Raw genomic sequence first — 12,333 nt, forward strand, 5'->3', positions numbered from 1 at the left:
CGCCGCCTAGATGCAAGGGGTGAACCTCAGCCTGCGTCGCATCCTGAGGACTCTTTTGTGGGACCCCTGAAGCTGGACAAGACACCATGACCTCGACCTCGAAGACGATTGTCGCATCCGCTGCGACGCTGTTTGCATCGGCGTTTCTCATGATGACCGCGCCCGCCGCGCAGGCGGAAGAGTACTGCATCACCAACGGCGCCCAGGCCGCTCATGGCTGCGGCTATCCGACGATGGAAGCCTGCCGGGCTGCGGCGGGCGGGACCGGGGGCACCTGCTCGCAGAGCGGCGGCGCGAAGACCTCGAACGACGCGCTGGCCTATCAGCCGAAGCAGTCGCGCACCAAGCTTCGCCCGGGCGCGCAGACCAACTCGAATTAACGCCTGAATACGGGTTTCGAGACTGCGGCCTCCGAGAATTTATCTCGGAGGCCGCAGATTCTTGACAGTGATGCGACAGCGGGCGTGTCTCAGCGATACCGGCCGCGAAACTCGCGCGGCGAGGCACCGGTCCAGGTGCGGAACGCGCGGGAAAAGCTCTTCTCGTTGCGGAAGCCCGCGATCTCGGCGATGCGTTTGATCGGCGTGCGGCCTCGCATCAGCTCCTGTTTTGCCAGTTCGAATTTTGCCTCTTCCTTGAGGTCGCGCAACGAGGTGGCCTCCTCCCGCAGGCGCCGGTGCATGGTGCGGGTGGAGAGCGCAAGCTCGCTCGCGACGTCCTCGGCACCGAGACTGCGTCCGCGCGCATTGCGGAGCACGCGGCGGACACGCTCGACCAGCAGCCGGTCGCGCCGATAGGGCAGCACGGTCAGCCTGAGCGCGCCCTTGAGCATGTTGTCGAGATCGGCGGCGCTGCGCGTCAGCGGCAGCGAGAGATAATGCTTGTCGAAGATGATAGCGGCGCGGTCCGCATCGAAGCGGACGGTCCGGCAAAAGATGGTCGGATAGACCGAGACATGGCCGGGCTCCGCGTACGGGAACTCCGCCGCGCGGAGCGCGATCTGGGAATCGACGGCCCAGCAGGAGAAGCCGAGCACGTAGCGGAGCAGGGTGACCAGGCAGAATTCACGCAGCGGCCCGAGATCGCGCAGCTCCCGGATGGAGACCACGGCGGTCTCCTCACTGAGCTCGAGATCGAGCAGCACGTCCTCGGTGAGCAGGCGGTGATGCCGGCACCACCGCTTGAGCGCCACCTCCAGCGAAGGCGCTGTGATCGAGGCGCGGCACAGCATGCCGTAGGTGCCAAAGGGCAAGCGGCGCGAGAACCAGCCGAGCGCCTCGTCGTCGAGCTCGCGCATGGCATGGCCCGCCAGGGCCTCGAACTGGGCGGCCGTGACCCGCCCGTCCGGAGAATTGACAAGGTCTGGCGCTACCTGACCCCGCTGCAACGCCTCGGCCGGATCCCGTCCGTATCGCGCATAGGCGGCAACCACGCCCCGCACGAAGGCGGCGGGGGTGACGGCGCGGCGCGGAATCGCGGTTGCGGCTTGAAAGGGCATTGCGAACCTTTGGGAATTCCCTCGGGAAAATCCTCGCCAAGTTTGGCGGAAAATGCAACCTTTTCGACCGCAAGAGGGCCCTGACCCCGCTAGGTTCGGTCCCCATAATACGGAGGAATCGCCTTGAACATCCCGAGCATCGACTTCGATCTGGGCGAAGACGTCGGCATGTTGCGCGACACGCTTCGCGCCTTCGTGGAGGCCGAGATCACCCCGCGCGCGGCCGACATCGAGAAGGCCAATCTGTTCCCCGCAGACCTCTGGAAGCGCTTCGGCGACCTTGGCCTGCTCGGCATGACCGCGCCGGAGCAATATGGCGGCTCGAACATGGGCTATCTCGCCCACATCGTCGCCATGGAGGAGATTTCGCGCGGCTCCGCTGCCGTGGGGCTGTCCTACGGCGCCCATTCCAACCTCTGCGTCAACCAGATCCGCCGCAACGGCAATGACGCGCAGCGCCAGCGCTATTTGCCGAAGCTGATCTCCGGCGACTATGTCGGCGCGCTCGCGATGTCCGAGCCGGGCGCCGGCTCCGACGTGGTCTCGATGAAGCTGCGCGCCGACAAGCGCGGCGACCGCTACGTCCTCAACGGCTCGAAGATGTGGATCACCAATGGCGGCGACGCCGACGTGCTGGTGGTCTACGCCAAGACCGATCCGGAGGCCGGCCCGCGCGGCATGACGGCTTTCCTCGTCGAGAAGGGCTTCAAGGGTTTCACCCACGGCCAGCATCTCGACAAGCTCGGCATGCGCGGCTCCAACACCTATCCCTTGTTCTTCGACGATTGCGAGGTGCCGGAGGAGAATGTGATGGGCAAGGTGGGTGAGGGCGTCAAGGTGCTGATGTCCGGCCTCGACTATGAGCGCGCGGTGCTGTCGGGCGGCCCGCTCGGGATCATGGCGGCGTGCATGGACGCGGTCGTGCCCTATATGCACGAGCGCAAGCAGTTCGGCCAGCCGATCGGCGATTTCCAGCTGATGCAGGGCAAGCTCGCCGACATGTACGCGACGTGGCAGGCCACGCGCGCCTATGTCTATGCGGTGGGACGCGCTTGCGACCGCGCCGACCACGCCCGCAGCTTGCGCAAGGATGCGGCCGCGGCGATCCTCTATTCCGCGGAGAAGGCAACGTGGATGGCCGGCGAGGCGATCCAGGCGCTCGGCGGCGTCGGCTATACCAGCGAATTCCCTGTGGGGCGTCTGTGGCGCGACGCCAAGCTGTACGAGATCGGCGCGGGGACGTCCGAAGTTCGCCGCATGCTGATCGGCCGCGAACTGATGTCCGAGACGGCTTAAAAACCTTCACTCATTGGAATCAACATGCCGCTCCATTCCAGCATCGATCCGTCTTCATCCGACTTTGCGCGCAATTCCGAGGCGATGCGCACCCTGGTCGCGGACTTGCGTGAAAAGCTCAGCCAGGTCGCCGGCGGTGGCGGCGAGGTCTCGCGCAACCGCCACACCTCGCGCGGCAAGATGCTGGCACGCGAGCGCGTCGACCTGCTGGTCGATCCCGGCACCTCGTTCCTGGAGCTGTCACCGCTCGCGGCCTACGGCCTCTATGGCGGCGATGTGCATTCGGCGAGCGTCGTGACGGGCGTGGGGCGCATTTCGGGGCGCGAATGCATGATCGTCGCCAACGACGCCACCATCAAGGGCGGCACTTACTATCCCATGACCGTGAAGAAGCATCTGCGCGCGCAGGACGTGGCGCGGCAGAACAATCTGCCCTGCGTCTACATGGTCGATTCCGGTGGCGCCTTCCTGCCGCTGCAGGATGAGATATTCCCGGACGAGCGGCATTTCGGCCGCATCTTCTACAACCAGGCGCAGATGTCCTCCCAGGGCATCCCGCAGATCGCGATCGTGATGGGCTCGTGCACCGCCGGCGGCGCCTATGTCCCCGCGATGTCGGACGAGAGCATCATCGTGCGCAATCAAGGCACCATCTTCCTCGGCGGCCCGCCGCTAGTGAAGGCCGCGACCGGCGAGGTCGTCAGCGCCGAGGAGCTCGGCGGCGCCGACGTGCATTCGCGCCAGTCGGGCGTGACGGACCATTACGCACAGAACGATGCGCACGCGATCGGCATCGCCCGGCGCATCGTCGGCACGCTGAAGCCGTCGGTGCGGCCGAACCTCAATATGCATCCGGCGCGTGAACCGCTGTTTGCTGCGGAGGAGATTTACGGCGTGGTGCCGGTCGACGGCAGAAAGCCGTTCGACGTGCGCGACATCATCGCGCGCGTCGTGGATGGCTCCGAGTTTGACGAATTCAAGAAGCTCTACGGCACGACGCTGGTCTGCGGCTTCGCCCATATCTGGGGCTATCCGGTCGGCATCATCGCCAACAACGGCATTCTCTTTAGTGAAAGTTCGCTGAAGGGCGCGCATTTCATCGAGCTGTGCTGCCAACGCGGCATTCCGCTGGTGTTCCTGCAGAACATCACCGGCTTCATGGTCGGCAAGAAGTACGAGGCCGGCGGCATCGCGCGCGACGGCGCCAAGCTGGTGACGGCGGTTGCGACCGCATCGGTGCCGAAGTTCACCGTGGTGATCGGCGGCTCCTACGGCGCCGGCAATTACGGCATGTGCGGCCGGGCGTACTCACCGCGCTTCCTCTGGATGTGGCCGAACGCGCGCATCTCGGTGATGGGCGGCGAGCAGGCCTCGATGGTGCTGAGCCAGGTCCGCCGCGACAATATCGAGGCCAAGGGCGATAGCTGGTCGAAGGAAGAGGAAGACAAATTCCGCGAGCCCATCCGGGCGCAATATGAAAGCCAGGGGCACCCCTATTATGCCACGGCGCGGCTGTGGGACGACGGCGTCATCGACCCCGCCGATACCCGCCTCGTGCTCGGCCTTGGCCTCTCGGCGGCGTCGAATGCGCCGATCGAGCCGACGAAATTCGGCCTGTTCAGGATGTGATGCGATGGACCGCTCAAAGCTCTACCGCCGTTTTCGCACCCTCCTGATCGCCAACCGCGGCGAGATCGCCTGCCGCGTCATCCGCACCGCACGCGCCATGGGGCTGCGCACGGTCGCGGTCTATTCCGAGGCCGATCGCGACGCGATGCATGTCGCGCTTGCGGATGAAGCCGTGCTGCTCGGGCCGGCGCGGGCCCGCGACAGCTATCTCAATGTCGAGCGGCTGATCGAGGCCGCGCGCAAGACCGGCGCCGAAGCCGTGCATCCCGGCTACGGCTTCCTGTCGGAGAATGCCGAATTCGCACGGGCCTGCTTCGATGCAGGACTGGTCTTCGTCGGCCCGACCGCCGGGATGATGACGGCGATGGGCTCGAAGTCCGGCTCGAAAGAGCTGATGGAGAAGGCCGGCGTGCCGCTGGTGCCGGGCTATCACGGCGAGGCCCAGGACGAGGCGACGCTTTCGAAGGCGGCCGACAAGATCGGCTTTCCCATCCTGGTGAAAGCCTCCGCCGGCGGCGGCGGCCGCGGCATGCGGATCGTGCGTTCGGCCGACGAGCTCGCGCCCGCGATCGTCAGCGCCAAGCGCGAGGCCAAGGCCGCGTTCGGCGACGACCGCATGCTGATCGAGAAATATGTCGACAATCCCAGGCATATCGAGGTGCAGATCATCGGCGACAGCCACGGCAATCTGCTCTCGCTGTTCGAGCGCGAATGCACGTTGCAGCGCCGACACCAGAAGGTGATCGAGGAAGCGCCGTCGCCGACGCTCAATCCCGCGCAGCGCGAGGCGGTTTGTGCCGCCGCGCGAAAGGCCGCAGGCGCGGTGAACTATGTCGGTGCCGGCACCATCGAGTTCGTCTCCGACGGCAAGGACGTTTTCTTCATCGAGATGAACACGCGTCTGCAGGTCGAGCATCCCGTGACCGAGCTGATATCAGGCGTCGACCTCGTCGAATGGCAGCTGCGCGTCGCCTTCGGCGAGGCGCTGCCGTTGAAGCAGGACGAGATCAAGCTCAACGGCCACGCGGTCGAGGCGCGCGTCTACGCGGAGAATCCGACCAAGAACTTCATGCCGTCGGTCGGCAGGATCTCGACCTGGCGGCTGCCCGCCGAGACCGGTGGCCTGCGCATCGACGCCGGCTACCGCGAGGGCGATAGCGTCTCGCCGTATTACGACGCCATGCTCGCAAAGATGATCGCATGGGCGCCAACGCGGGACGTTGCGATCGAGCGCCTGAACCGCGGGCTGGAAGAGTCCGACGTCCGCGGCATCGTCACCAACATCCCGTTCCTGTCGGCGCTGATGACGCATCCGAAGGTGCGGACGAATGCGATCGACACCGGCTTCATCGAGCGCGAGCTGGTGGTGCTGACACAGGCCGCGCCGGCGCCGGGTGAGCTCGAGCTGTGCGCCGCGGTTGCCGCTATTATCGACGACGAACGACACGCGGCGCAGGCGGAGGCGAATTCGCCCTGGCGGACCTTTGGCTGGCAGCCGGTCGGCCGCCGCCAGCGCAGCTTTGCCTTTCGTGTCGGGCACGGGCCCGAGCAGAAGATCGTGCTGAACTACGGCAGCGGTCCGTCGACGCTGATCATCGGCGAACGCGAATTGGCATTTGCGATCGCGCCGCGCGACGGCGGCTTCGACCTGACGCTTGACGGCGTCAAATCGTCGGTCGCCGCGGTCGTCGCCGGCCATGAGCTTTACCTGCGCACGCGCAACGGCCGCTTCGACCTGCATTGGGTCGATCCGTTCGGCGGCGAGAGCGAGGAGCATATCGGCGAAGACAAGATCGCGGCGCCGTTGCCGGGCACCGTCGTCGCCGTGCTGGCCGAGGAGGGGGCCAAGCTCGAGAAGGGCGCGCCGATCCTGACGCTGGAAGTGATGAAGATGGAGCAGACGCTGCGCGCGCCCTATGCCGGCGTCTTGAAGTCCATCAAGTGCAAGGTCGGCGACATCGTGCAGGAGGGCGTCGAGCTCGCGGTGGTCGAACCTGCGGGAGAGTGATATGAGCGACCCCGTCCGCATCATCGAAATGGGGCCGCGCGACGGCCTCCAGAACGAGAAGACGCCCGTCAGCGTCGAGGCCCGTATCGCCTTCGTCGAGGCGCTGGTCGCGGCCGGCCTCGATACGGTCGAGGTCGGGGCGTTCGTCTCGCCCAAGGCGATCCCGCAAATGGCGAGCTCGGATGCCGTGCTGCGCGGCGTGAACCACATCAAGGGCGCCGAATTCCACGTGCTGGTGCCCAACGAGAAGGGCTATGACGCAGCGCGCGCCGCGGGCGCGAGAGTGGTCTCGGTGTTCGCCGCGGCCTCCGAGGGTTTTTCCCGGGCCAACATCAATTGCACGGTTGCGGAGTCCATCGATCGGTTCAAGCCGGTGCTGGCTCGTGCCAAGGCTGATGGCGTCAAGGTGCGCGGCTATATCTCCTGCGTGCTCGGCTGTCCGTTCGACGGTGAAATCAAACCGAAGGCCGTCGCCGATCTCGCCAAGACGCTGTGGGATCTCGGCTGCTACGAGGTCTCGCTCGGCGACACCATCGGCGTCGGCACGCCTGATAAGGCCAAGGAGATGCTGCGCGCGGTTGCCGCCAACATTCCCGCCGCCAATCTCGCAATGCATTTCCACGACACCTACGGACAGGCGCTCGCCAATCTCTATGCCGGCCTGGAGGAGGGCGTGCGCGTCATCGACGCTGCAGCCGGCGGCCTCGGCGGCTGCCCCTACGCGCCGGGAGCGACCGGCAATGTCGCGACCGAGGACGTCGTCTACATGCTCGAGGGCATGGGGATCAGGACCGGCGTCGACATGGACAAGCTGCTGGCGGCCACGAACGCGATCAGCGGCGTGTTGGGCAAGCCGCCGGTGAGCCGGGTGGCGTCAGCACTGAATGCGAAGAGGAAGCGGGCGGCTTCGTAGGTCTTCGCCATTGTAAGCGCAGGTGCCGTAGGGTGGGCAAAGGCGCCTAGCGCCGTGCCCACCATCTTTTTATGATTGAGACAGGTGGTGGGCACGCTTCTGCCTTCGCTCTTCGAGCTACGGCGGACAAGTCGCTTTGCCCACCCTACGAGACCTGCGCTCAGGCAGCCTTCAGACCCACATCCGGCAGGCGCGGCCGGCTCTTGAGTGCCTTGGCCATCATGGCCTCGACCTCGGCCTTCTCCTGCGGCAGCAGCGCGAGGCGCGGCGGCCGGGTCAGTGCGGTACCGCGGCCCATGATGTGCTCGCACAGCTTGATGCACTGGACGAGGTCGGGGCGCGCATCGAGATGCAGGAGCGGCATGAACCATTCGTAGATCGGCATCGCCTCGGCGAGGCGGCCGGCCTTGGCCAAACGAAACAGCGTCTCGCCCTCGCGCGGGAAGGCGTTCGACATGCCGGAGACCCAGCCCACGGCGCCCATGGCGATGCTCTCGACGATGACGTCGTCGAGGCCTGCGAACAGCACGAAGCGGTCGCCCACCATGTTCCTGGTGTCGATGAAGCGCCGTGTGTCTCCGGACGAATCCTTGAAGCAGACCACGGTCTCGACGTCGTCGAGCGTGGCGAGAATGTCCGGGGTGACGTCGTTCTTGTAGATCGGCGGATTGTTGTAGAGCATCACGGGCAGGTCGGTCGCGGAGGCGACGGCGCGGAAATGCGCGGCGGTCTCGTGCGGCTTGGACGAATAGACCAGGGCCGGCATCACCATCACGCCGTCGATGCCGACGCGCGCGGCTTCCTTCGCCGTCTCGACCGCAAACGCCGTAGTGAATTCGGCGATGCCGCACAATACGGGCACGCGGCCGGCGGCGACCGACTTCGCCGTCTCCATGATCGCGACCTTCTCCTTGCGCTCCAGCGAGGTGTTCTCGCCGACCGAGCCGCAGACAATCAGGCCCGAGACGCCGTCGCGGATCAACCCGTCCATCACCTTCGCGGTTGCATCGATGTCGAGCGAGAGATCGTCGTGGAATTGGGTGGTGACGGCCGGGAAGACGCCTTCCCAGGAAACGCGGCGGCTCATTGATTTGACTCCAGGTAAGATTGCCGGCGGGGGGCTGGATCCGCCGGGCGCGGTGAAGAGGATGGCGGGTGGGATCAGAGCGTCGCGCCGACCTTGCGCAGCTCGGCGAGAACCGGTGCCTTGGGCAGCCAGATCTTGTCGAATTCGGCGATGACGGCCTCGGTGTCGCCCGCCGGGACCTGGCGGATCGGGATCGGCGCGTTCTTGAAGTTCTCGATCAGCGCTGGCTCGTTGCCGGCGAGTTCGTCGATCTGCGCATCCAGAGTCGCCTTGACAGTCTTGGTGATCAGCTCGCGGTCGGCAGCGGGGAGCGACTGCCAGACCCGGCCGGAAACGACGGCCGCCATCGGCATGAAGACGGCATTCATCTGCAGGATCACCTTCGACACCTTGTCGAAACGCTGGTTCCAGGAGAATTCGAGATCGGCCTCGAGGCCGTCGACCTGGCCGTTGGCCATCGCGTCGAACACCTGCGGCGTCGGGATCGGTGTCGGCGCTGCGCCGAGGGACGAATAGAAATCACGATAGACCGGCGTCGGGTTGATGCGCAGCTTCATGCCCTTGATGTCGGCGAGCGTCGTCAAATCCTTCGACGAGAACACCGCGCGCATGCCGGTGATGCCCCAGCCGAGGCCGATGGTGCCGGTCTCCTGCGGCAGCACCTCGAACAGCTTCACGGCCGCCGGATGCCGCACAAATTTCGCCACCGCCGGCGTCGAGCGCACGATGTAGGGCGCGTTGATCGCGGCGATGTGCGGCACGCGCGAGCCGAGTTCGGCGGCCTGGATGAAGCCCATGTCGAGCGCGCCGGATTGCAATTGCTGCATCATCGCGGGCTCGTTGCCGAGCTGGCCGGAGTGGAACACGGTCAGTGTCAGGCGGCCGTTGGTTGCGGCCTTGAGATCGTCACCGAATTTGAGCGCGGCCTTGTTCCAGGAATGGCCGTTCGGAGTGATCAGGCCGAGGCGGAATTCCTTGGCCTGGGCGAGCGCCAGCGACGGTGCGAACACCGATGCGGCGGCACTGGCGGCGAGAAAGCGGCGGCGTGTAAGCGGCATGGTCGGGCTTCCTTTTGAACGGGCCTATTTGATGAGGATCAGCGAGAGCGACGGATAGAGCGAGAGCAGCACCAGGAGGACGCAGGAGATGACGAAGAAGGGCAGCGTCACCATGAACATCTTGCCGGGCTTGGCGCCGGTGACGGCGGCCGCGACGAAGAAGCAGAGCCCGACCGGCGGCGACAGCAGGCCGAGCACGAGATTGATCACCACCACGACGCCGAAATGCCGGGGATCGATGTGATAGACCTCGGTCGCAACAGGCAGCAGGATTGGCACCGTCATGATCAGGCCGGGAATGCCGTCGATGACAGTGCCGATCACCAGCAGGATGACGTTGCAGATCAGCATGAAGCTGACCGGGTCCTTGGCGGCCGTCTGGATCCAGGCAGCCGTCTCCTGCGGCACCTTGCCGAAGATCAGGACCCAGGAGAACACCGCGGCGGCCGCGACCAGGAACAGCACGATCGCCGAATAGATCGCGCTGCGCAGCATCATCTGCGGCAGCTGCGAGAACTCGAACTCCCTGGTCCAGTATTTTCCGACGAGTGCGGCGGCCACAGCGCCGACCGCGGCGGATTCCGTCGCATTGGCGAGACCGCTCAGAATCGTGCCGACGATGACAACCGGGATCAGCAGCGTCGGCGACGTCCGCAGGATCGTCATGACGCGCTGGCGCGGCGTCTGATAATCCGCGCGCGGATAATTGTAGACATAGCCCATCAAGGCGATGACGAGGCAGAACATCACGGTGAGGATGACGCCCGGCACGATGCCTGCGATCAGCATGTCGCTGACCGAGACCTGCGCGAGCACGCTGTAGACCACGAACATCACCGAGGGCGGGATGATGGGGCCGAGCATGCCGCCGTAGGCGGTCAGCCCCGCAGCAAACGTCTTGTCGTAACCCTTCTTCTCCATCTCCGGCACCATGATCTGGGCCATGATCGCGACCTGCGCGGTCGCCGATCCCAGGATCGAGGAGATGAACATGTTGGCGAGGATGTTGACGTAGGCGAGCCCGCCTTTGAGCGAGCCGACGAAGGCCATCGCCATGTCGACGATGCGCCGTGTGATGCCGCCGCCATTCATGATCTCGCCGATCAGGATGAAGAGGGGAATCGCGATCAAGCCGTAGCTGTCGACGCCGCCGAACAGCTGCAGCGGATAGGGCTGGAACAGCACGGGATTGCCGGATGCCGCAATGTAGACGAGGCCGGCGAGGCACAGGCAGAGGCCGATCGGCACGCCGACCAGCATGAAAACCATAAAGGCCGCCGACGTGATCATCAGTTGACCCCGTCGAGCTCGGAGAGCTGGAAGCCCTTTGGCGGCATGCGCGGCACCAGCCCGAGATCTTCCAGCAAATTGGCGAGGCCGTGAACGGTCATCGACACCGCGAAGATCGGCAGCGTCAGGTAGAGCACCCAGGTCGGCCAGTTCAGCGTCTGGGTGTGCTCGGTGTACAGGAAGTTGAAGGTTTCGGCCGCGAGCTTGCGCCCGTCGAAGCCGGCGCGGGCAAGGCCGATCGGATCCATCCAGAGCACACAGGTGACGATCAGGGCGGCGCCGAACACGACGACGAGGCCGGTCGAGATCACCTTCGCGATCTTCTGGTGTCGCCCCGAAAGACGCTCCGTCAGCATGGTGACCGCGAAGTCGAGCCGCAGCCGCGTCATCGCGGAGGCACCGATGAAGGTCAGCCAGACCACGCAATAAACAGCGGATTCGTCGATCCAGTAGATCGGAAAGCGCGCGTAGCGAGTGACGACGTTCACCAGGATCAGGCCGGTCAGCACGTACATCAGGCCCATCAGCGCAAGGCGCTCCACGGCGAGCAGGGCGCTGGAGGCGCGAATGACCATCCGTCGAACGCTGAACGCGCGGTTGGCCGGGATCGTCTGCTCGATCATGAAAGAGGCCCCACACCCCGAAAATTGTCGTGCTATCGACAAATGTATAATTTATACAATTTTGGTGTCAAACGGAGATTGGAGTCATTTCGGCGGCAGGCCGCGCTTTTGCTGGGCACGCTGCTTTGTGGGACGCCCGGCTTTTGCTGGAGCGCCCGACATGCAAGAGAGAGACCGCTTCGGCCGGACGAGTCGGGAAGGACAACAGAAGGTCAGATGAAACAGCCTCTGAAGCATCGCACCCTGTCGGCCGCGATCGTCGACCAGCTCAGGCAGGCGATCCTCGACGGCACCTATCCGGCCGGGTCGCAGTTGCGGCAGGATGCGCTCGGCGAGGCCTATGGCGTCAGCCGCATTCCGGTTCGCGAGGCGCTGTTCCAGCTCGAGGCCGAGGGACTGGTGCGGATCGTGCCGCAGAAGGGCGCCATCGTCTCGGAGCTGTCTCTGGACGAGATCAACGACGTGTTCGATCTGCGTTGCATCCTGGAGCCGCGGCTGCTGGCGCAGTCGGCGCCGCGTTTCTGCGCTGACGATTTCGACGGGCTCGACGACATCCACAAGCGCTTCGAGAAGGCGATCAAGGCGAAGAACGTCAGCGAATGGGGACAGCTCAACGCCGACTTCCACATGGCGCTTTACGTGCACGCCCCGCAGCCGCGCACCCGCGCGATCGTGCTGTCGCTGCTCCAGACCAGCGACCGCTACATGCGTCTGCAGCTCTCCAACACCAAGGCGATGGGGACCGCCGAGAAGGAGCACGCCCATATGATCGCGCTCTGCCGCGCACAGAAGGTCGAGGAGGCCTGCCGCTTCCTGGAACGGCATATCGAAGCCGTGCGCAAGGATCTGTTGCAGGTGGTGGCTGGCAGCGTGGTCGCGCCGAAGGCGCGGCGGAAAGAGAAATCGTAGGGTGGGCAAGAGGCGCATAGCG

The 12,333-nt window shown here is 65.2% G+C and carries 11 protein-coding genes; 6 read left to right on the forward strand and 5 right to left on the reverse strand.

Annotated features, from left to right (window positions below; translation table 11 throughout):
- Positions 1–86: 86 nt before the first annotated feature.
- A complete protein-coding gene (locus A3AS_RS0140495; protein ID WP_026202879.1) occupies positions 87–380 on the forward strand; it encodes a DUF3551 domain-containing protein in 294 nt (97 codons plus the stop codon).
- An 89-nt stretch (positions 381–469) separates the two neighbouring features.
- On the opposite strand, the gene A3AS_RS0140500 is transcribed toward A3AS_RS0140495, so the two are convergent.
- Positions 470–1,498 (reverse strand): AraC family transcriptional regulator, encoded by a 1,029-nt coding sequence (locus A3AS_RS0140500; protein ID WP_018323125.1) that lies wholly within the window; start codon positions 1,496–1,498, stop codon positions 470–472.
- A gap of 168 nt (positions 1,499–1,666) precedes the next feature.
- Here A3AS_RS0140500 and A3AS_RS0140505 point away from each other — a divergent pair, with 168 nt between their 5' ends.
- The 4 genes from A3AS_RS0140505 to A3AS_RS0140520 are packed head-to-tail and all read left to right on the forward strand — an operon-like array spanning position 1,667 to position 7,344.
- Positions 1,667–2,794, forward strand: coding sequence for an isovaleryl-CoA dehydrogenase (locus A3AS_RS0140505; protein WP_085964294.1), 1,128 nt, complete (start codon positions 1,667–1,669; stop codon positions 2,792–2,794).
- Between the two features lie 24 nt (positions 2,795–2,818).
- Positions 2,819–4,423, forward strand: coding sequence for a carboxyl transferase domain-containing protein (locus A3AS_RS0140510; RefSeq protein WP_018323127.1), 1,605 nt, complete (start codon positions 2,819–2,821; stop codon positions 4,421–4,423).
- Positions 4,424–4,427: 4 nt separating this feature from the next.
- Positions 4,428–6,431, forward strand: coding sequence for an acetyl/propionyl/methylcrotonyl-CoA carboxylase subunit alpha (locus tag A3AS_RS0140515; protein ID WP_026202880.1), 2,004 nt, complete (start codon positions 4,428–4,430; stop codon positions 6,429–6,431).
- Between the two features lies 1 nt (position 6,432).
- Positions 6,433–7,344 carry a hydroxymethylglutaryl-CoA lyase gene (locus A3AS_RS0140520; protein WP_018323129.1) on the forward strand — a complete coding sequence of 304 codons (912 nt, stop codon included), beginning with the start codon at positions 6,433–6,435 and terminating at the stop codon, positions 7,342–7,344.
- Between the two features lie 160 nt (positions 7,345–7,504).
- On the opposite strand, the gene A3AS_RS0140525 is transcribed toward A3AS_RS0140520, so the two are convergent.
- The 4 genes from A3AS_RS0140525 to A3AS_RS0140540 form a co-directional block, all read right to left on the reverse strand.
- Complete coding sequence (locus A3AS_RS0140525) at positions 7,505–8,431, reverse strand: dihydrodipicolinate synthase family protein (protein ID WP_018323130.1); 927 nt, start codon at positions 8,429–8,431, stop codon at positions 7,505–7,507.
- A 74-nt stretch (positions 8,432–8,505) separates the two neighbouring features.
- A complete protein-coding gene (locus tag A3AS_RS0140530) occupies positions 8,506–9,489 on the reverse strand; it encodes a TRAP transporter substrate-binding protein (RefSeq protein ID WP_018323131.1) in 984 nt (327 codons plus the stop codon).
- 24 nt (positions 9,490–9,513) lie between these two features.
- Entirely contained in the window at positions 9,514–10,779 is a 1,266-nt protein-coding gene (locus tag A3AS_RS0140535; protein WP_018323132.1) for a TRAP transporter large permease, read from the reverse strand.
- Entirely contained in the window at positions 10,779–11,402 is a 624-nt protein-coding gene (locus A3AS_RS0140540; RefSeq protein WP_018323133.1) for a TRAP transporter small permease, read from the reverse strand. The genes A3AS_RS0140535 and A3AS_RS0140540 overlap by 1 nt, the downstream gene beginning before the upstream one ends.
- 216 nt (positions 11,403–11,618) lie before the next feature.
- Between A3AS_RS0140540 and A3AS_RS0140545 the strand changes: the two genes are divergently transcribed.
- Positions 11,619–12,311 carry a GntR family transcriptional regulator gene (locus A3AS_RS0140545; protein WP_018323134.1) on the forward strand — a complete coding sequence of 231 codons (693 nt, stop codon included), beginning with the start codon at positions 11,619–11,621 and terminating at the stop codon, positions 12,309–12,311.
- The last annotated feature ends 22 nt before the right edge of the window (positions 12,312–12,333 follow it).

Origin of the sequence: Bradyrhizobium sp. WSM2793, from assembly GCF_000379585.1 — a bacterium.
Lineage (GTDB): Bacteria > Pseudomonadota > Alphaproteobacteria > Rhizobiales > Xanthobacteraceae > Bradyrhizobium.

Bases quoted from the DNA above. Each gene is read 5' to 3' on its own strand.
- A3AS_RS0140495 (WP_026202879.1), top strand. From the start codon at position 87: ATGACCTCGACCTCGAAGACGATTGTCGCATCCGCTGCGACGCTGTTT.
- A3AS_RS0140500 (WP_018323125.1), bottom strand. From the start codon at position 1,498: ATGCCCTTTCAAGCCGCAACCGCGATTCCGCGCCGCGCCGTCACCCCC.
- A3AS_RS0140505 (WP_085964294.1), top strand. From the start codon at position 1,667: ATGTTGCGCGACACGCTTCGCGCCTTCGTGGAGGCCGAGATCACCCCG.
- A3AS_RS0140510 (WP_018323127.1), top strand. From the start codon at position 2,819: ATGCCGCTCCATTCCAGCATCGATCCGTCTTCATCCGACTTTGCGCGC.
- A3AS_RS0140515 (WP_026202880.1), top strand. From the start codon at position 4,428: ATGGACCGCTCAAAGCTCTACCGCCGTTTTCGCACCCTCCTGATCGCC.
- A3AS_RS0140520 (WP_018323129.1), top strand. From the start codon at position 6,433: ATGAGCGACCCCGTCCGCATCATCGAAATGGGGCCGCGCGACGGCCTC.
- A3AS_RS0140525 (WP_018323130.1), bottom strand. From the start codon at position 8,431: ATGAGCCGCCGCGTTTCCTGGGAAGGCGTCTTCCCGGCCGTCACCACC.
- A3AS_RS0140530 (WP_018323131.1), bottom strand. From the start codon at position 9,489: ATGCCGCTTACACGCCGCCGCTTTCTCGCCGCCAGTGCCGCCGCATCG.
- A3AS_RS0140535 (WP_018323132.1), bottom strand. From the start codon at position 10,779: ATGATCACGTCGGCGGCCTTTATGGTTTTCATGCTGGTCGGCGTGCCG.
- A3AS_RS0140540 (WP_018323133.1), bottom strand. From the start codon at position 11,402: ATGATCGAGCAGACGATCCCGGCCAACCGCGCGTTCAGCGTTCGACGG.
- A3AS_RS0140545 (WP_018323134.1), top strand. From the start codon at position 11,619: ATGAAACAGCCTCTGAAGCATCGCACCCTGTCGGCCGCGATCGTCGAC.